Source organism: Paenibacillus jiangxiensis (assembly GCF_046098255.1).
In the GTDB taxonomy this organism is placed as follows: Bacteria; Bacillota; Bacilli; order Paenibacillales; family Paenibacillaceae; genus Paenibacillus; species Paenibacillus jiagnxiensis.
In genome coordinates, this window is sequence record NZ_JBJURI010000004.1 from 1 (window position 1) to 25,777 (window position 25,777).

A 25,777-nucleotide genomic window follows, 5' to 3' on the forward strand; every position below is an offset into this window, starting at 1 on the left:
GGAACCACTTGGTCAGGGGGAGATGGGTTCGTTCAAAAATCGTGCCGACCAAAGCCGACGTTTGATGCGCACACCTGGCGCACTCGAACATGGGAATGCGCCGGGAAGTCAGACGACTGCAGCGGGTGTGAGCGCAACGCGGGGCAGACGAAACCGTTCGGCCACTTCATCGAGATCAATGCCTCCATGCAGTCCTGCTCGTTGTGATAAAGACTGCTAAAGGATTGAAGTTCTGTTTCCGCTTGGACTTCCATGTCTGCTCGCCCCCCGAATCAATGATATACGAACGTAAGTTCTTTTTCTCATTATATCAAACATATGTTCCCATTTCAAGCCGAACATCCCACTAGAGCTGCCTCTTTTTTCGTATCTCTTTTCTCTTTATTCCTTCCCCTAGGCTCACTCAACCCCCGCATTCTGAGCGAAAGGGATAATCATGCAAAGTTGTATGAAGAGGTCAGGCAACGGACACCAGACACCAAACACCAAACACCAAACACCAAACACCAAACACCAAACACCGAACACAAACACCATACTCTATAGACACCCGTCTCGCTCTGGATACTAGACTCTGAGCGGGGCGAATCCCCTTCTTCCAAGAAAGCTAGAAAAAAGTGTCTGCTTTGATTCAGCGTCAACTCCAGTAGTCTCTCTAACGAAAAAGAAGCATCCAGACCTGACGTCTGCAATGCTTCTTTTTCATCCCGGTTTATGTGGAGATGTTCTTTTTTCTTATGAAACGTCTGTCCGCTACATAAAGAACGAACAGAGACAACATGCCGACACCGATCGGAATGCCGAACGCTTCGTACGAAAAAGAGGCTCCTTCAAGTTTAAAGTGACTTGTGGCACGGTACTCGAGCCGCTTGGCAGCGAATTTGGCCGTCCTGACATCTTCCTGCCTTGCCAGATCTTCAAACGCTGGTTCCATCGCGAACCGCTCGGGTGAGTCCGTGTGCAGGTAAAGCTGTTCAGCCTCTCCACCGTTTTCGTTCCAGTTCCGTATATCGCCCGCAGCGACCGTCTTCACGTTCGGGCCTACGAAAATCATTCTGTCGAGTTTCGGAGCATTTGCAATTTGATATCGGGCGACGAGGTTCAGACCATGCCGGGTCACGACCGGATCGTGTTTACTTGATACCGTTATTGTTGTCGTCGTTCCGGAAGCTCCATAAGTGTCAAAAGCAGAGGATAACATGAGTTCGTCGGCACCGTCATACAGCAGAATCCCGTCTTTCTTCTTGCCCCATTGATAGGCGTTGTTCAGAATATAGACGACATCGCTCAATCCGGCAGTGAACGGCTCCATTTGCGGATGCTGAACAAAATGGTAGGATGGGTAATTCATTTCCTTCGCCACTTTCTCAGCAGTGGGCTCGCCCATTTGCTGGGAGATGACGTACAGGGTTGCATCGATCCCCGAAGTCAGGCCGGCTGACGAGACCAAATTGCCGTCAGCCACGTAGCGCTGGTCCCTCTTCCAAGTAACTTCGGTATATTTCTTTTCCAACCTGCCGATATCTCCCCAGTGCGTTGCTGCAGATTTTCCATCCAGCAGGCCGGTATCGGCCAAATTCTCGGCACCGTTGCAGATGGACAGTAATGTCGTTTCCTTGCCCGAGTGCTGCCTTATCCAATCGCGAACAGGCTTGTATTTCGCTTCATCCAAAATCGGCATGAACGGGATGACGATGATATTCGGACCTTTACCCGTCAATTGATCTAATTCATCAAAAGTATAATGCGGAACGATATCAAGACCGCCTGTCAACGATTTGACGTTTTTGTCGGGTGCAACCGCAAACACATTGTATGAGCCTGTCATAGAGAACATTTCGTAAGGTACGAGAAAATCGAACACCTCGGTCACTTCATTCGCCAATATAACGGCTACTGTCGGCTTTTTCGAATCATAGGCAGGAGCTTGGACGCTTTGTAAAGAAGCAGGAACTGGCTTATCGTAGACCGACATAGACTCCTGCATCGTGCGCATGTAACCGAACGCTCCGGTTCCTCCTACCACCAGAATCGTAACGCACGCATATACAATGACACGCCATACTTTTTTCAATTTTCCCTCTCCTTTAATCAGCAAATAAATATTTGTTATTGACTTTCTAGATTAAAGGATAATAGGAAAAGACAAATGGAAAAACCATCCGCAGACGGTTATTTTCCCCCGACTTAGGTCCAGTCAAAGTTTATTTCCGGATATCGCCATGTCACTGCTTTATCATCATAGCCGACAGGATCTTTTCTGAATATGACTCGAAGGGGCTATTCGACAACGCAGTACTAGCAAAAAACTATACACTTCTCATATGGCGTTATATAATACTCTTTATATCGAAGTTATTGAACAGATACGTCTCAAAATGTCAATTATCAAATCGGGCAAGCGTTTATATGAAAGGGAAATAGTGAATATGAATGAAAATGATGTAAGAGTCATCAAGACGAAAAAAGCGCTGCATCAGGCACTCCTGGCTTTGTTAAAAACAAAAACACTGGAGTCGGTCTCCGTGTCTTCGCTTTGCCGCGAGGCTGAAGTGAATAGGGGAACCTTTTACTTGCATTATAAGGACATCAGGGCCTTGTTTGACGAGCATCTTCACGACTTGCTGCAAGATCTGGAGGAATCCTACTACGAACCATACCGGCATACGTCCCGCATCACCTCCAGCCATCTCGATCCCTCAACCATTCGTATCTTTCATCATGTCAAAAAGTATCAGGAATTTTATGAAATCGTGTTTGACAAGAATTCTTCACTTTCCTATTACTATTCACTTTTTGAGAAAATCAAAAGCTTGATTCAAGGCAGTGCTTCACAGTTCGAGTTCGATAAACTGGACGCCTCATTGCAGGCAGCTTATCAGACAAACGCAATCATGGGGCTGCTTATTCAATGGAGCAAGGACGGTTTTGCCCACAGCCCGGAATATATGAATGAGCAGCTTGCTTGTATATTAAGAACATTTGGTAAAGAAGCATCCTCCGAATGAACATGATATTGCAGGCGAAAAGGGGCTGTCCCTAAGTCATCTTCCATGACTTCAGGAACAGCCCCTTGTTAATTTAACTATGCGGCCAACTGCCTGTTTGCATATGACATTATGCTTCTGTACGGATTGCCCTTTTCAAACCTGCTTTAGGTTCTTCCTCAACGTCAGCGGCTTGTTTCACACGCTTAATGAAAAAGGAAAGCAGCAATGCGATGACTCCGATCCCAACAATAACAAGATAGGCATCATTGATACCCTGAATATTGGCTTGCAAAATCAAGTGTTCTTTTGTCGTCTCTTGTGCCGCGCCTGAAGCGATCATATTCTGCATATGCGTGTTTGTCCGGTTAGTCATTACAGTGACAAGAAGGGAAGTGCCGACGGCGCCAGCTACTTGCCGAACTGTATTTGAGATGGCCGTGCCATGTGTATTGAGTCTGTTCGGCAATTGGTTCAAACCAGCGGTTTGCAGCGGTGTCATCAGCAATGCCATCCCGATCCGGCGGCCTGTTGACATCAGAAGCAGATAGGTGTAGCTGGTTGAATCCGTCAAGTTAATAAAACCAAGCGTGGTGACAATTGTAATGACCAGACCGATAATGGACAGCCACTTCGCGCCAAAACGATCAAACAACTTGCCCGTAACCGGCATCAGGAAGCCCATCACCAGCGCCCCGGGCAGCATCAGCAAACCGGATTCCAGAGCGGTGTAGCCGCGGGCATTTTGCAGATAGAGAGGCAGCAGCATCATATCCGCATACATGACCATCGTAACCGCGATATTAATGATCGTCGTTAAGGTGAACATATTGTATTTGAAGGCCCGCAGATCCAGCAAAGGATTGCGGGACACCAGCTGACGCCAAGTGAACAAAGCAAGAGCAGCGAGGCCTGCGATGATGGAGCCTAATACTTCCGGGCTTGTCCATCCTTTGTTGCCTGCCAGGCTGAAGCCGTACAGCAATGCGCTCATTCCAATGGTGGAAAGGAGGACGCTGAGCATGTCAAACTTGATCACTTTTGGCTCCGATACATTCCGCAGAAAGATAAATCCGCACAGGATTACAATAAGAGCAAGCGGGATCATGCCGTAAAACATCATCTCCCACGCATAATTTTCCAGAACATAACCGGCAAGAGTAGGTCCAATCGCCGGAGCGAAAATAATAGCAAATCCCATCATTCCCATGGCCGATCCCCTTTTCTCCGGAGGGAATAGCGTCAGGATGACATTCGTGAGCAGCGGCATAATAATGCCGGCCCCGGCTGCCTGAATCATTCTCCCGGTCAATAGAACGGGGAAGCTGCCTGCAAAGGCGGAAACGACCGTGCCGATTAAAAAGAACAACATCGAAGCTTGAAACAGCTGTCTGGTCGTAAATCGCTGCATTAAGTAGGCTGTAATCGGGATCAGCACACCGTTCACGAGCATGTATCCCGTTGTCAGCCACTGGGCGGTTGCCGCAGAAATATGAAGATCAGTCATCAGTTCCGGTGTGGCAACACTCATGATCGTTTGATTTAGTGTCGCAAGAAAGGCGCCCAAAATCATGGTAAACAAGATGGGGCCTTTTTTTATGGTGCTATTTGTTTGTATGGCTTTACTCATTTGGCTCCATCCTTTCATATCTCTGTCTGGACTTACTTTACAAAGTGTAGGATAATTTACACTATATAAATTAAATAATAAATTTAAAATGTGAAGTATTTCAAGCGACGTATTCAGCCAATATGTAAATTAGTTAACATAATATCTTTTATGTGTTTTTTAAATTTTAAATAATAGACAAAAAGCGAAAAATTGTAAATCACCAAATACAGGAGTTGAAACCAACCTATGAATGAACATAAAAAACATCGCACTGATCCCAGGATCATCAGAACACGCCAGCTGTTAAAGGATGCCCTTATCGATCTGCTGCAAGAAATTGAAGTTGAAAAAATATCCGTCAATCGGATTGCGGAGCGGGCCACCATTAATCGTGTGACCTTTTATCTGCATTATCGTGATATCCCTGATATGTTGGAGAAGATGGCGGATGACATGGTCAAGGACATTCAGCATGTACTGAATCATGAGGTGCCTGTGAACAACAATTCCATGGAAGAGATTCATTTTTTTAGATTGGTGTCTTTGCTTGAGCATATCTCCGAAAACTCCAAATTTTATAAAATCATACTTGGTTCAAAAAGAATTCCGATCTTCACGGAACGTTTGCTGCAGCTGTTAACAGAAATGATTTCTCTCCCGATCCATAATTCAGAAAGCGACACCATCATCTCAAAGTCAGGGGTTCCCAAAGACATTGCTATCTGGCACTATTCCTCCGCATTAATTGGAACGATTGTCGGCTGGCTGAGAAATGATCTGCCGTATACTCCGCATTTTCTTGCCAAACAAATTTCAGTGCTGTTAGGGCATCATCAAGAGAAAGAATAAATTGAGATATTTCGACAGATATCTTGCAAACAGCTCCCGCTTCCGGATTGGTTGCGAGAGCTTTTTCATGTGAATATGGCCCTGATCTTTTTATGTTTATATTGACAATCCGCCCGGAGTTGGCTAAAATTCTCATCGTCTATTACTCTGTACAAAGTAATATGTTTAGATTAAAAACACACAAAAAGGAGCGTGTTCCTTCAGGAATCTGCCAATAAAAGGTGGTTCCAACCATTTTACGAGGGATTTTTAAAGTGAGTTCGCCAAAAAAATTCAGCCTACTGAGGTGGAGTTCGTGAGTAAGAAGAAAATTTATTCAGTACTTATTGTCTTGCTTATATTGAGCGGCGGGGCGCTAGGCTACTATTACTGGTACCAGGGCGCACATTATGTGACAAGCGATGATGCGCGGATTGCCGCGGATCAATATAAAGTGATGCCGCAAATCACGTCCAAGCTGGATCAGATTTATGTCGAAGAAGGCGATGTGCTCAAGAAGGATGAGATGATTGCCGCGCAGGATGTGTCCGGCCTGGACTCCGCTTCCGTCAGCAAAGCCGTGCTGCGCGCGCCCATTGACGGTTCGGTGATTAAAATCTACTCCCGGGAGCAGGAGATTGCAGCACCAAGCTCCGTGGTAGCGGTCATGGTGGATATGAACAATCTGTATGTTTCAACCAATATTGAAGAAACCGACATCGGCCGGATCAAACCGGGGGCGGCCGTCGAGGTCACGTTGGATGCAGCGGGCGGTCAGATCATTCAGGGGAAAGTAAGCCAAGTCGGGCAAGCTTCCAACTCCGTATTTTCTGCAATTCCCGCAACGAATACGAGCGGCAACTTCAACAAGGTTACACAGCGGATTCCCGTGAAAATTGCCCTGAACGTGCCGGAGGGAATGCGATTGATTCCGGGGACCAACGTTGAAGTCAGAATTCATACTCCATAGAGGGGGATTGGCATGGATTCGAATACAATAACCGCTGCTCCTCCTGACGATTCATCGAGAGAACGCTGGCTGGCTTTCTTAGCCATTGTGCTGGGCGCCTTTGTTGCCGTATTGAATAACAGCTTGATTAACGTGGCGATTCCGCAATTGACTACGGATTTAGGATCTACCACCACACGAATTCAGTGGGTCATTACCGGTTATACCCTTGCTTCCGGCATTATCGTTCCGATTACAGGCTTCATGGAGCAGCGGTTCGGCTATAAAAAGTTTTTGATCGGCGCACTTTCCGTTTTCACTTTAGGCACAACTTTATGCATATTTGCCTGGAATGACATGGCATTGATAGTGGCCCGTATTATTGCCGGGCTTGGCGGAGGCGTTATTATTCCGCTCAGTATGACCATTGTGTATAAAATCATTCCACGCGAGCAGGTTGGTTTGGCGATCGGGATCTGGGGCATTTCCTCCATGGCCGCACCTGCCATCGGCCCGACGTTGAGCGGTTATTTGATTGAATGGTTTAACTGGAGATTTCTGTTTATCGCTTGTGTTCCGGTTGCACTATTCGCCATTCTGATGGTTGTGTTATTGATCAAGGAACCGCCAAAGGGCGAACCGATAAAGTTTGATATTATTGGGTTTCTGTTAGCGGCCACCTGTGCGGGCACATTGCTGTACGCGCTCTCCAGCGGGTCATCGGACGGATGGGGTTCTTTTAAAATTGTTTCTTTATTCTTTATCGCATTCTGGTCGCTGGTATTTCTCATCGTTGTCGAGAGCGGCAAAGACAATGCGGTTATCGATATCTCATTGTTTAAAAATTATAAATTCACCGTGAGTGTCATTGCCTCCAGTTTTGTCATGATGGGGATGTATGGAGGTACTTTTCTGGCGCCGTTATTTTTGCAAAATATTCAGTCTGTATCTCCTGTAGATACAGGGATTATTTTACTCCCGCAGGCTGTGGCCATGGCCCTTATGATGCCGATCGCCGGCAAGCTGCTGGATAAGGTGGGAATCGTACCGATTGGTCTGGTGGGGATGACATTAACCAGTGTAATGACCTATCATCTTCACTTGCTGACACCACAGACATCCCATTTGTGGTTTGAGGTGGTGACCGTACTGCGCGGAATAGGAATCGGATTATGCTTAATGCCTTTGTCTACGATCGGGATGAATGCTGTGGAAAACCATAAGGTCGGAAATGCTTCAGGCGCTTCCAACCTGATCAGAACGATCGCCGGTTCGATGGCCATTGCGATTCTTACGTTCCTCATGCAAAGCCGTACGGCGCTGCATACCCAGCATATTGCCGAATCGATCACACCGGAAGGCGCACAAATATTGCAATCGACCCTTGGGAGCTCGTGGACTTCTACAGTATCAGGTTTAATTTCTCTGGATGCGTATTCCCGGGGAATTGCGGATACCTTCCTGTTATCATCCATACCGCTATTTTGTTCGATACCGATGATTTTCCTGTTCATTACCGGACGAAAACGAAAAGCAGCAAAGGACGAAGCTGCGGAAATTCAAGCATAAGCACGGAAAGAAAGGGGACGGAGCATAGATGAAAGAGTGGAAAGCGACTGCTGCTGTATTGCTGCTGGGAACCGGCATTTTATCCGGTTGCTCGCAGGGCAGCCAGGCTGCTCAGGATATAAGTATTAAGGTCAAGGTAAGCCAGGCGCAAAAAGGGGTGATCGGAGGAGAGGAGATCTATACAGGAAAAATCACCTCATCGGAAACGGTGAATATTACTCCCAAAATTTCCGGCAAAGTGTCCAGCATAGCTGTTGATGTCGGGAGCGAGGTAAAAAAGGGGCAGGTGCTGTTTAAGCTTGAAGATGATGATCTGCGCAATAAATTAAAAATTGCCAAGTCCGATGTGGCGGCTGCGCAGGCAGCCATTGCCTCCGCAGAAGATTCGCACAAATCCGGCGTGGTATCCGCGAACTCTGGCATCGTGAACTCGCGGAACGGTGTCATCTCCTCCAAAAGCGCAATTACGCAAGCAGAGCAAGGAATCAATCAGGCTGGGGCGGCTGTTGATCAGGCGCAAACCGGATTGAAGCAGGCCCGGACAGCCGTCTCTACGGCCAGCAATACGGTAAAGCAGACGCAGGAGGCGCTGCAGAATGCGAAAAAGAACTTGACCCGAACGCAATCACTTTACGCCGGCTCACTGGCATCACAGGTGCAATTGGAAGAAGCACAGGCTGCTCAGGTGAGCGCGCAGACAGCCTATGATAATGCGCTGAATGCGAAATCCAATGCGGAAAACCAGCTGGCCGCCGCAGAAAAATCATTAACCACTGCCCAAAAAGCGTTGTCCACGGCCAAAGCTGCTTACGAAAATGCTAAAAACAGCTATGAAAACGCCAATAGCGGTTACCAAAATGCCCAGCAGCAATTGGAAGTAGCACAGAGCACGGCAGGGGTGGAAGCGAGCCGGCAAAAGCTGGAGCAAGCACAGCTTAACGTTGAAATTGCCCAAAATTCACTGGATAATGCGGTCATCACTTCGCCTATAACAGGGATTGTTAAAAGTAAAAATATTGAAGCTGGTGAATTAGCCCCCACTTCATCCCCGGCGCTTGTCATCCACAATTTGGACAGTGTCAATCTGGAAATCTATGTGCCTGCCGAACGGATTAATGATATCAAGGCTGGTGATGCCGTACAGGTTCGCGTAGCCGCTTCAGGCACATTGACGACAGGCAAGGTCAAAAGCATAGGCTCCGATGATGCGAATGGCAACGGTTTTCCGGTGAAAGTAGCGGTCGCCAATACGAGCGGCAAGCTGAAATCCGGGATGCTGGCAGATGTAAGCTTTGTGGATACAAATGCTAAGGAAGGAATCATTATTCCAACGAAGGCGATTGAAAAAGACGGCGACCAGTCCTACGTGTACGTGGCTGTTGACGGCCATGCTATACGCAAGGAGATTAGCGTAGGAGAAGAATCGGGTACACAAGCATTGGTTGCCAATGGCCTTGAAAATGGTGACCAGGTTATCGTAAACAACCAGGCGCTTCTTGCTGACAATGCAGCGATTACCGTTTCACATCCTTAAGTGCTATACGTTCGGATCTTGAAAATTTAATCATCCAATAGATCGAGAAAGGGGGACCAGCCGCCATGATATGGGCGAAAGCCGGTGCCCCCTGTTTCATTTCGATTGGGTTATCGGTAAAACCAGTGGAGAAAATTCGGCATCTAAGGCGTAATGGTGTAAAATAACTAGAATGGACGGTACGTATTTCATAAGATTACAGAATTTCTAAGGGGGTAGACAACCTTGTCTCTTCAAATATTCATCTTGGGAATGCTGCACAAAGGCGACTATCATCCCTATGATGTAAAAAAAAGGATAGTACAGGGTACGAATAATACAGTAAATGTGACGGATGGCAATCTGTATTATAATTTCGAGGCCTTGCTGAAAAAGGAGCTTATTCAAAAATCTCAAATCATCCACACAGAGAACCGTCCCGACAAAATAACCTACAGTATCACTGCAAAAGGCCGGGAGGACTTTAAAGAAGAGATTTATAAAAGCTTTAAAAACGCCAAGTCCATGAGATCCTTGTTTGCAGCATTACCATTTATTGAATATGTTGACACTAAAAAACTGGTTTTTTATGTGGAAGAAATCATAGAGCGCTTTGAAAAGAAATTAAAGGAACTGGAAGAAAAAGTGCTCGCAGCGGAGTTTGAGTCGGTTGATCCAAACTTTAAATTGCTGATGAGTGAAGTGATCACGGAAAGCATACAGCTGGAAATCCGGATGTTTAATAAGCTCCTGGTTCTTTTACAAAATCAGTAGCCTATTGCCGCCTTATACCGTTTCGTCGAGCCGGGCAGACACTGCCAGATTGCCGGGTGTCGTTCTAAAGCCTTTGGTGGAATACAGCAGACAAATAAACCCGAGTGCGGCCCAACATAGCCCCAGAATGAGAGAATGCATGTCAAGATTGATCCACAGGACAATCATGGAAGCAGCGCCGATCAGGGGAATCACGAGATAACACAGGATTTCCCTGGCATTGCGCAGCATTTTGCCGCGAACTGCATAGTGGGCTATCACAGCCAGATTAACGAAGGTAAAGGCAGTAAGAGCCCCAAAATTGATGAACGAAGCAGCTGTGTCCAGACTGAAAAAAACGGCAGTCAAAGAGATCAGGCCCACAAACAGCGTATTAAAAATCGGGGTGCGCGAACGCGGATGAAGATAGCGGAACCAGTTGGTCGGGAGCATACCGTCACGGCCCATCGCATACATCAGCCGCGATACGCTGGCCTGGGAAGAAATAGCCGAGGCGATCGTGCCTGCAAAACCGGCGGTCAGAAAAATGGCCTGAAAAATAGCGCCTCCCAGATAAAGGGCGATTTCCGGAGTCGAAGCTTCCGGATCTTTGAAGTCGGATACATTCGGGAATAAAGCTTGCGCAAAGTAGGAGGTAACAGTAAACATCAGGCCGCCCATCAAAGCGGTAAGGAAAAGAGCGCGGGGAATCGTCTTCGTCGGCGTGGCGGTTTCTTCCGAAAAACCGGCGACCGCATCAAAGCCAAGATAGGAAAAACAAAGCAGGGTCGCGCCGGAAATAAGGGTGGACGTACTGATATCGGTGGAGAAGAAGGCTTCCGGAAACCAGATCCGGCCCGAGCCTTTGCCCTGGAGCAGCCCCCATACGGCAACCCCGATAAAGACAAGGACAACGAGCAGCTGAAGCAGCACGAAATAGCCGTTCAGGCGGGCGGTTCCTTTAACAGTCAGCAAATTGATAGCCGTAACGATGCCCACGAACAGCACAACAAAGATCCAGGCAGGGGCTTGCGGAAACAGGGATGTGAGGTAAATTTGCGCGATCAGGGCATTCACCATGGGCAAAAACATATAATCCATAAGTGCAAGCCAGCCGACCATAAACCCCAGATGCGGGTTGAACGATTTTTGCGTATAAGTATATGCCGAGCCGGCATTTGGAAAAGCCCTGATCATAAAGCAGTAGCTGCCGGCCGTGAAAAGCAGTGCAACCAGTGCCGCCACATATGAAGCCGGAACATGCCCGGCCGTCTCCTCCGAGGCGATACCAAACGTGTCGAACACAACCATGGGAGTCATAAATCCGAGACCGAGAAGAATGAGCTGCCATGTGTTCAGCGAGCGTTTTAGCGTTAGTGAATTTTCCTCTTTCATACCATTCCTCCTTCCATTCATGAACAGCATTAAAACAAGGTTCACCTGCAGATTCATGTCAGAAAACATTCCGTAATTGGCGTTTGAACCACTCCTTTACCCGTTTCAAGTTTATGAGTCATAGTATATACCGTAGTTTTTTTCTTTTTCAAGTTGATTTTTTCGCTTTTATGTTATGTAAGTTAACAAAATAAACTACGGCATGATGTTGCTTTGCATGCAAGTATACGGTAAAGTAGAACACAGGAAATGGGAAATGAATGATATTCAGTCATAGGAGGGCAAACCGTTGACAACAAGCACAGTACATGATAAATACAACGCCATTCTACAGGCCGCGATTGAGATCATTTCGGAAAAAGGGCTGCACAGCACATCCATCTCGGACATCGTCAAGAGAGCCGGGGTCGCGCAGGGCACGTTTTATCTGTATTTTCGCTCGAAAAACGCTTTAATTCCCGCCATCGCCCAGAATCTGATCTCCATTACGATGGAGAAGGTCCGGGACAAAACGAAGAACCGCAAAGATTTTCCGGAGTTTATGCAGATTTTTATCGAGGAGATTTACAACATCACGGATGAATACAAGGATGTCATCGTCCTCGTTTATTCCGGGCTGGCCATTGATCATTCCATGGAAATGTGGGAGACGATCTACAAGCCGTATTACGAGTGGTTTGAAGCTGAAATGAAGCGGGCGATAGACAACAAGGAAGTAATTCCGGAGCTGAACATCCCGTGGACGGGCAAGCTGGTGATCAATCTGGTGGAGAACGCCGCCGAGCGCTTTTTCATCGGACGCGACCAGGATATTACACGTGAACAATCGCAGGCTGAGGTGTTCCAATTTTTGAAAAGATCCATGCTGCTTGAACGATAACCGCCGCTTTATACCACAATGAATGGCTGAAAGGCCTTCATCCCCGCCAAAATGACTGATGTTCATTCATTTTCCTGTATAAGTAAATTTTCGCATGTGTATATCGCACAATAAGGAGGCATCATCGATGGCGATCGATCCATCAAAAACAAGCAGTCAGCCAGGTCATGAGGAAGAGACCAAAGCCTATATCAAACAGGTGTTGGACTTGATTGCAAAAAAGGAAATCACGAAGGAAGAGGCGGCGTGGATCACGAAAGAGACGATCGACGGCTTTCGCGAGAACGTAAACCCCGGCTTTCTGGAATACCGAAAGACAGTAACGCAGGGGGGACAGTTCGCCGCGGTGGAATGGTCTGACGAGGGCTCGTGCTTTAAGGATGTCAATGGCAAGGAGTACATTGATTGTCTGGGCGGCTTTGGCATTTACAATGTCGGTCACCGGCATCCGAAGGTCGTCAAGGCGGTCGAGGACCAACTGCAGCGGCAGGCGCTGCACAGCCAGGACTTGCTGGACCCTTTACGCGCGATGCTGGCCAAAATTTTGGAACGCATAACACCGGGCGATCTTAAATATTCTTTTTTTACAAACAGCGGCACGGAAAGTGTGGAGGCGGCCTTAAAGCTTGTCAAAATGTACAGCGAGCGGACAACGATCATCTCCACAACGAGGGCATTCCACGGCAAAAGCCTGGGCTCGCTGTCAGGCACGGCGAAAGGCATGTTCCGCAAGCCGTTTCTGCCGCTGATTCCCGGCTTCCGCCATATCCCGTTCGGCGATATCGATATGATGCGCAAAACGTTCGAGACCTGTGCGATGGTTGGGGAGGATGTCGCTGCTGTTCTGCTTGAGCCTGTGCAGGGCGAGGGCGGAATCATCCTGCCGCCGCCGGATTATTTGCGCCAGGTGCGCGAGCTGTGCGATCAATACGGCGCGCTGCTTGTATTTGATGAGGTACAGACCGGCATGGGGCGTACAGGCAAAATGTTTGCCTGCGAGCTGTACGGGGTTGTGCCAGACATTCTGTGTCTTGCCAAAGCCTTCGGCGGCGGCGTGATCCCGGCGGGCGCGGTGGTTGCAACGGAAAAAGTATTCAAAAGCCTGTTCCCCAATCCGTTCATGCATACCACGACCTTCGGCGGTAATCCGCTGGCCTGCGCTGCGGCGATAGCGACCATCGACGTGCTGCTTGAAGAAGAGCTGCCCGCACGGGCAGGGGAGTCGGGACGCTCCTTCCTGGAAGGTCTTCGCGAGGTGGCCGCGGGACATGAAGACAAGGTCATGGAAATACGCGGCATTGGTCTGATGATCGGCATTGAGTTCCACCGGGACGAGGTCGGCTACGAAATTTCCAAGGGCATGTTTGACGAGGGCATTCTCGTCGCGGGCACGCTCATTAATTCCAAAACGATCCGGATCGAGCCTCCGCTCACGATCAGCAAGGAAGAAATGGACCGGGTCATCGCGACGTTCCGTAAAGTGCTGGAGAAGACAAAAGCTTAAGCAAGAGGTGTTGGTATGCCAAGAACGATCAACAGCACGCCGAGACGGGACGGGTTCCGCATGCCTGCCGAATATGAACCGCATCGCGGCACATGGATGCTGTGGCCCACGCGGACGGATACGTGGAGAATGGGGGCAAAGCCAGCCCAGGATGCCTTCGTGGAGGTGGCGCTCGCCATCTCGCAGTTTGAACCGGTGACGATTGGAGTCGGCTCGGCACAGTATGAGCATGTCCGCGCTGTTTTCCCGCCCCCGATCCGGGTCGTTGAGCTGTCCTCCAACGATGCCTGGATGCGGGATATCGGGCCGACCTTCGTCACGAATAGCCAGGGTGTGGTGCGGGGGATAGACTGGGGCTTTAATGCCTGGGGAGGACTGCAGGGTGGGTTGTATTTTCCTTGGGATAAAGACCTGCTGGTGAAGCAGAAGGTGCTGGAGATGGAATACAAGGACCGGTATGACGCCCAGCATTTCATTCTTGAAGGAGGCTCCATTCATGTGGACGGGGAAGGCACCCTGCTGACAACGGAGCAGTGCCTGCTGAATCCGAACCGGAATCCGGGCCTGTCCAAGAACGACATCGAAGAGCTGCTGAAGGAATACCTGAACGTTGATATGATCATCTGGATCAAGGACGGCATGTGCTTTGACGAAACGGACGGCCATATCGATGAAGTAGCCGCCTTTGTCCGGCCCGGCGTCGTGGCGATGAGCTGGACGGACGACCCGGATGATCCGCAGTATGACGTTTTGCAGGCGGCATACCAAACGCTGAGCACAGCCGTCGATGCGCGTGGCAGGAAGCTGGAAATCCACCGCATTCCGATTCCGTCACCGCTGACGATAACGGAGGAGGAAGCGCTCCGCATCGACAGGGCGAGGCGCAGCTACAGCAGGGCGACGGGAACCTGCTTTGCCACCACTTATGTCAATTTTTATATTTGCAATGGAGGCGTCATCATCCCGGCCTTTGGCGATCCGCGCGATCAGGACGCCCTTGAACAAATTAGCGGATTGTTCCCGGACAGAAAGGTTGTCCAGGTGAACACACGGGAAATTGCGCTTGGTGGCGGTAACATTCACTGTATCACCCAGCAGCAGCCCGCCGGCGATCGTTGACATGATCTGCAGCAACCCGCTGCCAATCGTTGACATAACCTTATTTGAAGTCCGTTACTCGTTATTTGGAGGCTTGGCCGTTTCACATTTCTTGGGGGCAGGAGGAATGTTCATGTTACGGATGTATATCGGTGGACAATGGGTGGAAGCCGTATCAGGCGAAACGAGGGAAATTGTAAACCCGGCGAATGGGGAAACCATCGCACAGGCGGCGGAAGGCGGTGTCGTGGACGCGCGGAAGGCCATTGCCGAAGCGCGCAGCGCCTTTGACGAAGGCGGATGGCCCGGGACGCCTGCCGCGGAGCGGGCGCGGCTGCTGTTCAAGCTGGCGGATTTGTTGGAAGCGGAGAAGGAGGAGTTCGCGCGGCTGGAGACGCTGGACAGCGGAAAGCCGCTGCGGGAAGCGGAAGGGGACGTGAACGACGCTATCGCCTGCTTCCGCTATTACGCCGGACTGGCGACGAAGCCGCACGGCCAAACCTATGAAGTGGCCGACCCGATGCAGGCCATCGTCGTACGCGAACCGATCGGCGTATGCGGCCAGATTGTGCCGTGGAATTATCCTTTGCTGATGGCCGCCTGGAAGCTGGCGCCAGCGCTCGCGGCAGGCAATACGGTCGTGTTCAAGCCGTCGGAGATTACACCGATGACCGCCGTCAAGCTGTTCGAGCTCATTGAGCGCACCGGCTTCCCAGCCGGAGTGGCCAATCTTGTTCTGGGAGCCGGGCCTACGGTCGGCCATGAGCTTGCAGCAAGCGGTGATGTGGACAAAATTGCATTCACCGGCGGCACGGCCACCGGCCGCAGTATTATGCAGGCCGCTGCCGGCAACATGAAGAAAATATCGCTGGAGCTTGGCGGCAAATCGCCGAATATCGTATTTGCCGATGCCGATTTCGAAACGGCAGTGGAGTACGCCATGTTTGCCATATTCGCGGGCCAGGGGCAAATTTGCGCGGCCGGTTCGCGCCTGCTGCTGGAAGAGAGCATTTACGAGCGCTTTATGGCCCGGCTTGTGGAGCGGACGCAGCGCATCACCGTCGGCAGCGGTCTCGATGAAGGCACCGAGATGGGTCCGCTTGTATCGGAGGCGCATTTGCAAAAGGTGCTGAGCTATATCGAGCTGGGCAAAGAAGAAGGCGCCACGCTGGTATGCGGCGGGGAAAGGCTGACGGATGGCGAGTATGCCAAGGGCTACTTCCTGCAGCCAACCATTTTTACGGATACGAAGCCGGATATGCGCATTGTGCGGGAGGAAATTTCCGGCCCGGTGCTGGTGGTGCAGACGTTCAAGGATGAAGCGGAAGCGATTCGTTTGGCGAATGATACGGTGTATGGACTCGCGGGCGCGGTGTTCACGAATAACGGGGCGAAGGCGCAGCGGGTCGTGCGGAAGCTGCGGGCAGGCATTACCTGGATTAATACCTTTCATCCTACCTACAATGAGGCCCCGTGGGGCGGATACAAGCAGAGCGGCATCGGCAGAGAACTGGGGACATTCGGTTACGAGGCCTATACGGAGGTTAAGCAAATCAATACCAATCTGCAGGTTGAGCCCTTGGGCTGGTACCGCAATTAAGGAGAGCGATACGATTGGGGAAAGAGCGCAAGTATGCCAGGATTGAGGGTCCGCTGCCCGGACCGAAGACGTCTGAGCTGCTCCGCAGAAGGGAGGCGGCCGTAGCGGGCGGCGTTGGCAACAACTTTCCGCTGTTTGTGGAGAGCGCCAGCGGCGCGCAGCTGACGGATGTGGACGGCAATGTGTTTCTCGATTTCGCCGGTGCGATCGGCACGCTGAATGCCGGCCATTGCCCGCCGGCGGTCGTGCAGGCCGTGCAGCGGCAGGCGGAGCGGTTCCTGCATACATGCTTTCATGTTGGCATGTATGAGTCGTATGTAGAGCTGGCCGAGAAGCTTGCGGCGCTTGCGCCGGGTTCCTCTGCCAAGAAAGCTGTGCTGTTGAACAGCGGAGCCGAAGCGGTGGAGAATGCCGTGAAAATCGCCCGCAAGCATACCGGAAAGCCCGGTATCGTCTCCTTTACGCGCGGCTTTCATGGGCGCACGCTGCTTGGCATGAGCTTGACCAGCAAGGTGCGGCCTTATAAATTTCAGATGGGTCCGTTCGCCCCGGCTATATATAAGGCCCCTTATCCTTACCCGTATCATCGTCCGGAAGCCATGAGCGAGGAGGAGTATGCGCGTTTCTGCCTTGAACAGTTTGCGGACTTTCTGCTGACTGAGGCTGCGCCGGAAGAACTGGCAGCGGTCATTATGGAGCCGGTGCAGGGAGAGGGGGGCTTTATTGTGCCGCCGAAGCTTTTTGTCCAGGGCGTATATGAGCTGTGCAGGCAGCATGGCATTCTCTTCATCGCGGATGAAATCCAGACCGGCTTCGGCCGCACAGGCACAATGTTCGCCAGCACGCATTTTGGCATTGAGCCTGACCTGATCACCGTATCCAAATCACTCGCCGCAGGCCTGCCGATCAGCGCGGTCGTCGGCAGAGCGGACATTATGGATGCGCCCAATCCGGGCGAAATTGGTGGAACCTATGGCGGCAGTCCACTGGGGTGCGTGGCCGCTCTTGCCGTCCTTGACCAGATGGAACGGGAGAACCTTTGCGAACGGGCCGGGCAGATCGGACTGCGGATCAGAGACCATTTTGACAAGCTGCAAAAGCAGCACCCCATCATCGGGGATGTCCGTGGCCTCGGAGCAATGTGCGCCGTCGAATTTACGGAACCGTCCAATGGTGAGCCTGCCAAAGCGTTTGCGGCCGAGCTGGTTCGTTCATGTTATGACAAAGGTGTTATTTTGCTGACCGCCGGCCTTTACGGCAACGTGATCCGCTTCCTGACTCCACTGGTTATAACCGACGAGCAGCTGGAGGAGGGCCTCGACATCATGAGTGAATCGCTAACGGAAATGTATGCAGGGTAATAAGGAGTGCCGAACTTCGCATTTATTAGAGGTTTTTTTGGCTCAAAACCGAAATCGGTGCTTGATCGGGGAATAGGTGCGTGTACGTTTAAAAGTGCGAAGATTCTAACGGGTGTGGGCGACGCTATTTGGGTAAAAACGGGGGGTTACAAGATGTAACGGGTGCCAGCGAGCCTATTTCCTGTTTTTCTTCAGGTAAAGGGGCTGTTTCGCCTAGATAAGCGCGTGCACAACCGTTAGAAAAGAAACCTTGTTTTTCTGGCCAAATAGGCGCTGTGACGTCCGTTAGCAAAGAAATGTACCAGATAGATAGAGCGATCATTCGAGGCAAACCCATGGGTCAAGCACCGATTTCTAGATTGAGCCGTTTTTTAATATTCTCTTAAACTCTTGCTTGCGCAGGAGTTTTTTCTTTCCAGATCGCGCGGATGGGCTGCTCTCTATACAAATAAATAGAAGTAATATATAGTAGTTGAAATTCCTAGTTACATAATTGGAATAGTTTATATTAACGGAGGGATATGGAGTGGAAGACCGGGACTGGCGTATACTACAGGAATTATACAAGCATCGCAATATAACGAAGACCGCCCAGAATCTGTTCATGTCACAGCCGGCACTGACAGGTCGAATCCAGCAAATTGAGAAGGAATTTGAAATTACCATTGTGAAACGGGGCAGACGCGGTGTGGATTTTACGCCGCATGGAGAATACATGGCAAAAGCAGCGGATGAAATGCTGAAAAAATATCAAAAAATCAAGGATGATCTGCTGAATCTCGATAACGAGGTTACCGGAACACTCAGGCTTGGCGTCGGTTATTTTTTTACGAAAAACAAGCTTCCGCGCATACTGAAGATGTTCAAGGAGCTCTATCCAAAGGTTGAATATAAAGTCATTACAGGCCGCAGTAAAACCATTCACAGTATGATTTTCAATCATGAAATCCACATCGGGCTCATTCGCGGGGAGTACACCTGGAACGAGGAGAAGCATTTTCTGTTTCAGGATACGTTATGTGTCGTGTCCAAGGAAGCCATAACTCTTGAAGATCTGCCTGATCTCCCCCGGATTGATTACGGAACGGACTACGTTCTGAAATCCGAAATCGATAACTGGTGGTCTGATCATTATTCTGTGCCTCCCAGAATCGGGATGGAGGTGGATCATACGGATTCCGCCAGGGAGATGGTCATGAACGGGCTCGGTTATGCCATTATGCCAAGCATGTATTTCAGCGGAGAGCCGCTGATGAAGATCCAAATCAAGAACAGAAAGGGCGAGCCCATCATCCGCCGGACATTTATGTTTTATCATCAGGAATCGATACAGCTTAACCAGGTTAGAGCTTTTGTGCAATTTATGAAAAGCATCGATTTCAATCAATTCCTATAGATACCATAGGAATTTCGAATGGTCAGGCATAACGATTTCGTATTTTATTAAATTCATTCTATCGGTTAAAGTGAATAGCAACCTCATTTCCGGTGAACGTCAAAGCAAGGGGAAGAAAACAACTCAAATACCGACTAAATACATAGGAAAAGGTGTATTGAAGTTGATTCCGATTCTTACGTTTGCGACGTGAACCGAACACTCGATATCCAAAGGGAGATGAAATTATGGCAACATTAAATGAATATCTTGCACAGAAAAAAATAGCCGCCCAGCAATTGCATCAGCAGGCGCTTGCCAACCCCCAGCCCAGAAACTATGCTGCCAGAGTGCGTGCGGCCGGCCGGAGCGGAGTCCGTGAAATCCGAATCAGGGATTTTCAGATCATTAGCGACAGTCCCGAAAATTTTGCCGGATATAGCCTTGGTCCAGCGTCGCCGGAAATTCAGCTTGGCGTTCTGGGCAGCTGCATGACCCACATCACGCTGATCCAGGCTGCCAAGCTGGGGATATCCCTGGAATCCCTGGAGATTGAGGTCCATGGACAGGAGCATCCGCTGGCCGGGCAAGAAGGTTATGAGGATGTTCCCATTTACCCGCACAACATTCATTACAAAATTCACATTACCTCTGATGAGAAACCCGAAAGAATTCAAGAGCTTCACGAAACGGTTGAGCGTGTATGCCCTATATATAATCTTCTGCTTAATCCTCAGACGATTACGGGTGAAGTGGTGCTAACCACAGCCTCCGATTCCAAGGGGAAAGCAATACCGCAAGGGAAATAGCGGATGGCCAAGTATATCATCCGCTCCTTGCTTCAGGTTGTTCCTGTGCTCTTTATCATTACACTGGTTGTATTTGTACTGGTTCATGTCACAGGCGATCCTGTTACGATGATGCTTCCGGATACAGCTACGGCTGAAGACAGGCAAGTTCTAAGAGAGGCGTTGGGTTTAGACCAGCCTTTATATGTGCAGTATTCCATCTTTGTGTCCAATCTGCTGCGCGGCGATTTCGGCGATTCATTCCGTTACGGACAGTCCGCCCTGCCCATCGTATTGGAGAGATTGCCTGCCAGCTTCGAGCTGGCGGCGGCTTCGATGCTTGTGGCCTGCTGCATTTCGATTCCGCTTGGCATCTGGTCGGCGGTCAGGCGAAACTCTTTCATGGATCTGCTGATCTCAGGCATATCGGTTCTGGGTAAAGCCATGCCTAACTTTTGGGTTGGCATCATGCTGATTTTGCTCCTCTCAGTTCAGCTCGAATGGACACCCGTGTCGGGCAGAGGCGGTTTCTCACACCTGATTCTTCCTGCGCTTACACTCGGCACCGGTATTGCCGCCGAGATGACACGGCTGATTCGTTCCAGTTTTCTCGAAATTATCAGTCAGGACTATATCCGGACAGCCCGGAGCAAAGGACTTCGGGAAATCGTAATTCTGGGCAAACATGGCCTGCGAAACGCATTGATTCCGGTAGTGACCATCTCCGGATTGCAGCTGACCAATCTCGTTGGCGGATCACTGGTCACCGAAACGGTGTTTTCTTGGCCAGGCATGGGCCAGCTTATTGTCCAGGCGATCAATACGCATGATATGGCCATCATCCAGGCCTCAATATTTATAATTGCATTCATCGTAATCCTGATTAATCTATTGACAGACATTACGTACAAGCTGCTTGATCCGAGGATCAAATACAGCTCTTAGACACTTCACTGACTCAAATCCAACTATATCTATATGCAAACTGAGTTAATTTGTTTTTCTGTTGGATTGTCTACTAGAGAAAGGCGGATAAAAAAGATGCAACGATTGTTCAAATGGCCATTCGCCATATTCGCATTCATACTGGTGATCACCGGATGCGGAAACGGCAGCAGCGGAAGCGCGGCCGGTGGCGCAGGCCAGTCCGGCGGGGAGAAGGTGCTTACCATCGGCAACACTATTGATAACGTCACCTTTGATGTTCATGATCATGGCAACACCCAGACGGAATCCATCCATGTCAATCTGTTTGATTATCTCGTCAAAAAGGACGCATCCGATCCGAAAAAGAAAATACCGGGTCTCGCCGTTTCCTGGCAAAGAACTGACGATTTGACATGGCGCTTCAACCTGAGAGAGAATGTTAAATTCCATAACGGCGATCCTTTCACTTCTGCTGACGTTAAATTTACATTGGAGCGCGCAGCGCGCGATAAATCCCTGATCGATTATTCCTCATACAACATCATCGACCGTGTAGACGTCATTGATGATTATACGGTTGATATTGTCACGAAAGAGCCGGACCCGATTTTACTATCAAGATTAAGCCGTATCAGCTCCGGCATCCTGCCAGCAAAGTATTTCCAGGAGAAGGGAGTGGAAGGTTTCAATGCGGCTCCGGTGGGAACAGGACCCTACAAGTTTGACAAGTGGATTAAGGACGACCGGGTTGAACTGGTCAAAAATACGGATTATTATGGCGGCGACCCCAAATGGGACAGAGTCGTGTTCCGTACCATACCGGAAGCCACAACAAGGATTTCGGAGCTTCTTACAGGCTCTATTGATATAGCGGTGATCATTCCCCCTGGCGATATCCAGCGGGTAAAAGACAGCGGCAAAACCTACTATGCCGACCTGGAGAGTGCGAGAGTGCAAAGCTTGCTGGTGCGCCAAACCCCCGGAACGGTCACAGCGGACCCGAAGGTTCGGGAAGCGATTGAGCTTGCGATCGACAAGCAGACATTGGTTGACAGTGTGCTGGGTGGGGCGGGCGTGCCAACTCAGCAAGCCCTTGGACCGGGAATCCTTGGCTTTAATCCCGAGCTGTTCAATACGAACCTCTATAATCCGGAACGAGCAAAGCAATTGCTGGCGGAGGCCGGTTATCCGGACGGAGTTGAGCTGACACTCAGCAGTCCGGCCAGCACCAAAGAGGTAGCCGAGGCCATTGCCGCCTATCTGACAGAAGCCAATTTTAAAGTCAATCTTGAAATCCTGGAGCAGACCCAGTACAAGCAGCGCGACAATTCCAATACCTTTAAGGAACTGGCTCTGCAGGGAAAAGGCAACTCCATGTTTGAAGCCCCGCTTCCGCTGGAAATTTTCAGATCGGATAACGCCAAAGGGCAGACGGACTACAGCAACGCGGAAGTGGATGAACTGCTGCGGCAAGCCTCCGTGAACCTGAATGACGAAGAAAGAGAGAAGCAATACCAGAAGGTTCAAGCGATTCTGGCTGAGGATCGTCCAAGAATTTTCCTGTATCAGAATAAATTCAATTATGGAGTGAACAACAGGATAGACTTTACTCCACGCCCGGATGAGATGTTTTACGCTGAAGACATTACGCTGAAAGAATAGGCAAAGCAGACAGAGGGATTGGAGGGCATGGATGTGGAAAAATCCATTCAGACAGAAGCATCACTAGCTGTTCCCGCCCGCTCCTCCCATACGGACAAACAAAAATCCAGAGGGGGCTGGCAGCAAATTTTCAAGAGCAAGACCGGCGTCGTGGGTCTGTTCCTGCTCCTGATCATCATATCGCTGGCACTGACCGCGCCGTATATTGCGCCGCACGATCCGGCAAAGGCCAATATTGCTCAAAAGCTGCTTCCCCCGGCCTGGGAAGAGGGCGGTAATTGGGAATATGCCCTGGGAACAGACGGGCTGGGCCGTGATATATGGAGCCGGATGATTTATGGATCACGGGTGTCGCTTATCGTCGGGTTCAGCTCTGTAGCCATTTCGGGACTCATCGGTATGGTGCTTGGTCTTCTGGCCGGGTATTACGGATCGTGGATCGATGCGCTGATTATGCGTGTAACGGACGCATTTGTCGCCATACCGGCCATTTTATTCATGATGCTGTTTATGTTTGTGCTTGGCGAAGGGGTCGGCACACTGATCTTCGTCATTGGCATAACGGGCTGGGTCAGCTACACCAGACTGGTCCGCAGCGAGGTGCTGAGCGTGCGGGAGCGTGATTATGTGCGCGCAGCCCGCGTCAGCGGCGCCAAAGCTCTGCGGATCATGGGAGTCCATATCCTGCCGAACATTATTTCATCCTTTATCGTGATTGCAACACTCAGCGTGGGCAGGGTCATCATCTCGGAAGCGGCTTTGAGCTTTCTCGGTTTGGGCATTCAGCCTCCTGCCGTATCGTGGGGAGGGATGCTCAGCGACGGGAGACAGTATTTGGCGACGAGCTGGTGGGTAGCCACCTTTCCGGGACTGGCCATAACGTTCACGGTACTGGCGATTATTTTTGTCGGGGATTGGCTGCGCGACTGGCTGGACCCCAAGCTGAAATCGTGAGTATGGCTGAATGTCCCGTCAGAAATGAGAGAGAGGTGATGAGTGTATGCCCGAAGCGTTGCTGGAAGTGAAGAATCTTCGTACCTCTTTCAGAACAAGAGAGGGTGTTATTCCTGCGGTTAACCGGGTTTCTTTTCAAGTCGGGAGAGGCGAAACTCTGTGTATTGTCGGAGAATCGGGCTCAGGCAAAAGCGTAACTTCGCTGTCGATTATCGGGCTTCTCGACTCACCCGGCAAAGAGGTTACGGGGGAGATCCTGCTGAAAGGCCGCAATCTGCTTGAGCTGAACAAAAGTGAAATGAGGAAAGTCCGCGGCAGTGAAATCTCCATGATTTTTCAAGAGCCGATGACTTCTCTTAATCCTGTATTTACAATCGGCAGCCAAATTTCCGAGTCGCTGCGGGCTCATGCGGGGTTGAGCCGGAATGAGGCAAAGCTTCGCAGCATTGAGCTGTTAAGAATTGTCGGCATTCCCAGCCCGGAGAAGGTAATTCATTATTTTCCCCACCAGCTGTCGGGAGGAATGAGGCAGCGGGTTATGATCGCATCTGCTCTATCCTGCCATCCCGGCCTGCTCATTGCGGATGAGCCTACTACAGCACTGGATGTTACGGTGCAGGCCCAGATTCTTAAAGTGATCAAAGAACTGAGCGGCACGCTGGATATGGGCGTTATTCTGATTACCCATGATCTTGGGATTGTGGCCGAAATGGCGGACCGGGTTCTGGTGATGTATGCCGGCGAGATTGTAGAAGAAGCCGCGGTGGGGGAACTGTTTGACCGTCCGCTTCATCCGTACACTTCCGGTCTGATGAGGTCGCTTCCCCAGCTTCACACGGAGCAGGAGGAATTGTATTCCATTAAAGGAACGGTTCCGGCCTTGCATGAGCTTCCTCCCGGGTGCGCCTTTCAGTCGAGATGCCCGCATGCAACAAGCCGATGCGGAACAGAGAAACCGGAGCTCCAGCCTATAGAAGCAGGGCATGCCGTAAGATGCTTTTATCCGCTGATTCAGGGAGGGGTACAGTGAGCAGCGCATTTGTGGAGCAACAGGAAAGCCCCTTGCTGAAGGTGAAGGGACTGAAAAAATATTACCCCTATAGGACAGGATTGCTAGGCACGAGGAAGGGACATATTCGGGCCGTGGACGACCTCAGCTTCGTTGTGAACAAGGGGGAGACGCTTGGTATTGTCGGAGAATCCGGCTGCGGTAAATCGACGCTCGGCCAGCTGATTCTCCAATTGCAAGAGCCAACGGATGGAGAAGTATGGTTTGCAGAACGCAAGCTGACAGGCATGACCGAGAAACAGCTTCAAGGCATCCGGTCGGACCTGCAATTGATCTTCCAGGACCCATACTCTTCATTGAATCCAAGGCTTAAGGTCAGAGATATTATTGCAGAGCCGTTTCGCATCCATGGTCTTCCGCCGGGTGAAGCCTTGGGGAGCAGACTTACCGAATTAATGGAAACGGTCGGGCTCGGGAAGCACCACCTGGACAGATATCCGCATGAATTCAGCGGCGGGCAAAGACAACGGATCAGCATCGCCAGAGCGCTGGCACTAAGACCGAAGCTTATCGTGTGTGATGAGGCTGTATCGGCGCTCGATGTATCGATTCAGGCCCAGATCCTTAATTTGCTCAGAAATCTTCGGCGGGAGCACGGAATTACGTTTATTTTTATTGCGCACGGCCTGGCCTCCGTAAAGTTTGTCAGCGATAAAATCGCGGTGATGTATCTCGGTAAAATCGTAGAGCTGGCGGACAAAAATGATTTGTTCAATCACCCAAAGCACCCGTATACCCGGTCGCTGCTGTCGGCGATCCCTGTGTCGCATCCACGGGACAAAAAGGAGCGAATCGTGCTGCAGGGGGATGTCCCAAGCCCTTCGGACCCGATCAGGGGGTGCGGCTTTCATACAAGATGCCCGATGGCGCAGGAAATTTGCCGGAGCCAGCCCCCGGAGTTCAGAGAGTATACAGCTGGTCATAGGGTGTCATGTCACTTTCCTTTATAAATT

At 50.2% G+C, this 25,777-nt stretch carries 21 protein-coding genes and 1 pseudogene; 18 read left to right on the forward strand and 4 right to left on the reverse strand.

Annotated features, from left to right (window positions below):
- Both ACI1P2_RS05090 and ACI1P2_RS05095 read right to left on the reverse strand, forming a co-directional pair.
- Positions 1 to 254 (reverse strand): annotated as a pseudogene (locus ACI1P2_RS05090) (transposase); the annotation flags it as partial.
- 458 nt (positions 255 to 712) lie between these two features.
- Positions 713 to 2,074, reverse strand: a complete 1,362-nt coding sequence (locus ACI1P2_RS05095; RefSeq protein WP_355317482.1) for a DJ-1/PfpI family protein — start codon at positions 2,072 to 2,074, stop codon at positions 713 to 715.
- 355 nt (positions 2,075 to 2,429) lie between these two features.
- On the opposite strand from ACI1P2_RS05095, the gene ACI1P2_RS05100 reads away from it, so the two are divergent.
- A complete protein-coding gene (locus ACI1P2_RS05100) occupies positions 2,430 to 3,008 on the forward strand; it encodes a TetR/AcrR family transcriptional regulator (protein WP_355317484.1) in 579 nt (192 codons plus the stop codon).
- 109 nt (positions 3,009 to 3,117) lie between these two features.
- Here the strand turns inward: ACI1P2_RS05100 and ACI1P2_RS05105 are convergent, their stop codons facing one another.
- On the reverse strand, positions 3,118 to 4,617 hold the full coding sequence (locus tag ACI1P2_RS05105; protein WP_355317486.1) for a DHA2 family efflux MFS transporter permease subunit: 1,500 nt from the start codon (positions 4,615 to 4,617) through the stop codon (positions 3,118 to 3,120).
- Between the two features lie 228 nt (positions 4,618 to 4,845).
- Here ACI1P2_RS05105 and ACI1P2_RS05110 point away from each other — a divergent pair, with 228 nt between their 5' ends.
- From ACI1P2_RS05110 to ACI1P2_RS05130, 5 genes are all read left to right on the forward strand, one after another.
- Positions 4,846 to 5,448: a TetR/AcrR family transcriptional regulator gene (locus ACI1P2_RS05110; RefSeq protein ID WP_355317488.1), complete on the forward strand. Its 603-nt coding sequence runs from the start codon at positions 4,846 to 4,848 to the stop codon at positions 5,446 to 5,448.
- A 295-nt stretch (positions 5,449 to 5,743) separates the two neighbouring features.
- The gene (locus ACI1P2_RS05115; RefSeq protein WP_355317489.1) at positions 5,744 to 6,397 is read left to right on the forward strand and encodes an HlyD family secretion protein; all 654 of its coding nucleotides are present in this window, start codon (positions 5,744 to 5,746) and stop codon (positions 6,395 to 6,397) included.
- Between the two features lie 12 nt (positions 6,398 to 6,409).
- The gene (locus ACI1P2_RS05120) at positions 6,410 to 7,945 is read left to right on the forward strand and encodes a DHA2 family efflux MFS transporter permease subunit (RefSeq protein WP_355317491.1); all 1,536 of its coding nucleotides are present in this window, start codon (positions 6,410 to 6,412) and stop codon (positions 7,943 to 7,945) included.
- 28 nt (positions 7,946 to 7,973) lie between these two features.
- Positions 7,974 to 9,479, forward strand: coding sequence for an efflux RND transporter periplasmic adaptor subunit (locus ACI1P2_RS05125; RefSeq protein WP_355317493.1), 1,506 nt, complete (start codon positions 7,974 to 7,976; stop codon positions 9,477 to 9,479).
- 225 nt (positions 9,480 to 9,704) lie between these two features.
- Positions 9,705 to 10,232: a PadR family transcriptional regulator gene (locus tag ACI1P2_RS05130; protein ID WP_355317495.1), complete on the forward strand. Its 528-nt coding sequence runs from the start codon at positions 9,705 to 9,707 to the stop codon at positions 10,230 to 10,232.
- A 12-nt stretch (positions 10,233 to 10,244) separates the two neighbouring features.
- Here ACI1P2_RS05130 and ACI1P2_RS05135 read toward each other — a convergent pair whose 3' ends face one another.
- Positions 10,245 to 11,606 (reverse strand): APC family permease, encoded by a 1,362-nt coding sequence (locus ACI1P2_RS05135; RefSeq protein ID WP_355317496.1) that lies wholly within the window; start codon positions 11,604 to 11,606, stop codon positions 10,245 to 10,247.
- Between the two features lie 289 nt (positions 11,607 to 11,895).
- Here ACI1P2_RS05135 and ACI1P2_RS05140 point away from each other — a divergent pair, with 289 nt between their 5' ends.
- From ACI1P2_RS05140 to ACI1P2_RS05195, 12 genes are all read left to right on the forward strand, one after another.
- The gene (locus ACI1P2_RS05140; RefSeq protein ID WP_355317498.1) at positions 11,896 to 12,486 is read left to right on the forward strand and encodes a TetR family transcriptional regulator; all 591 of its coding nucleotides are present in this window, start codon (positions 11,896 to 11,898) and stop codon (positions 12,484 to 12,486) included.
- Between the two features lie 127 nt (positions 12,487 to 12,613).
- Positions 12,614 to 13,990 carry a putrescine aminotransferase gene (locus ACI1P2_RS05145; RefSeq protein ID WP_355317500.1) on the forward strand — a complete coding sequence of 459 codons (1,377 nt, stop codon included), beginning with the start codon at positions 12,614 to 12,616 and terminating at the stop codon, positions 13,988 to 13,990.
- Between the two features lie 15 nt (positions 13,991 to 14,005).
- Positions 14,006 to 15,109, forward strand: a complete 1,104-nt coding sequence (gene aguA, locus ACI1P2_RS05150) for an agmatine deiminase (RefSeq protein WP_355317501.1) — start codon at positions 14,006 to 14,008, stop codon at positions 15,107 to 15,109.
- 106 nt (positions 15,110 to 15,215) lie between these two features.
- Positions 15,216 to 16,688, forward strand: a complete 1,473-nt coding sequence (locus tag ACI1P2_RS05155) for an aldehyde dehydrogenase family protein (protein WP_355317943.1) — start codon at positions 15,216 to 15,218, stop codon at positions 16,686 to 16,688.
- Positions 16,689 to 16,702: 14 nt separating this feature from the next.
- Positions 16,703 to 18,049 carry a 4-aminobutyrate--2-oxoglutarate transaminase gene (gene gabT, locus ACI1P2_RS05160; RefSeq protein WP_355317503.1) on the forward strand — a complete coding sequence of 449 codons (1,347 nt, stop codon included), beginning with the start codon at positions 16,703 to 16,705 and terminating at the stop codon, positions 18,047 to 18,049.
- A 526-nt stretch (positions 18,050 to 18,575) separates the two neighbouring features.
- Positions 18,576 to 19,445, forward strand: a complete 870-nt coding sequence (locus ACI1P2_RS05165; protein WP_355317505.1) for a LysR family transcriptional regulator — start codon at positions 18,576 to 18,578, stop codon at positions 19,443 to 19,445.
- Between the two features lie 227 nt (positions 19,446 to 19,672).
- On the forward strand, positions 19,673 to 20,233 hold the full coding sequence (locus ACI1P2_RS05170; RefSeq protein WP_355317507.1) for an OsmC family protein: 561 nt from the start codon (positions 19,673 to 19,675) through the stop codon (positions 20,231 to 20,233).
- A 3-nt stretch (positions 20,234 to 20,236) separates the two neighbouring features.
- A complete protein-coding gene (locus ACI1P2_RS05175) occupies positions 20,237 to 21,157 on the forward strand; it encodes an ABC transporter permease (protein ID WP_355317509.1) in 921 nt (306 codons plus the stop codon).
- Between the two features lie 96 nt (positions 21,158 to 21,253).
- Positions 21,254 to 22,801, forward strand: a complete 1,548-nt coding sequence (locus ACI1P2_RS05180; RefSeq protein WP_355317510.1) for an ABC transporter substrate-binding protein — start codon at positions 21,254 to 21,256, stop codon at positions 22,799 to 22,801.
- Positions 22,802 to 22,834: 33 nt separating this feature from the next.
- Complete coding sequence (locus tag ACI1P2_RS05185) at positions 22,835 to 23,755, forward strand: ABC transporter permease (RefSeq protein WP_408976135.1); 921 nt, start codon at positions 22,835 to 22,837, stop codon at positions 23,753 to 23,755.
- Between the two features lie 46 nt (positions 23,756 to 23,801).
- The gene (locus ACI1P2_RS05190; protein WP_355317513.1) at positions 23,802 to 24,785 is read left to right on the forward strand and encodes an ABC transporter ATP-binding protein; all 984 of its coding nucleotides are present in this window, start codon (positions 23,802 to 23,804) and stop codon (positions 24,783 to 24,785) included.
- Positions 24,782 to 25,774: an ABC transporter ATP-binding protein gene (locus ACI1P2_RS05195; protein WP_355317515.1), complete on the forward strand. Its 993-nt coding sequence runs from the start codon at positions 24,782 to 24,784 to the stop codon at positions 25,772 to 25,774. The genes ACI1P2_RS05190 and ACI1P2_RS05195 overlap by 4 nt, the downstream gene beginning before the upstream one ends.
- The last annotated feature ends 3 nt before the right edge of the window (positions 25,775 to 25,777 follow it).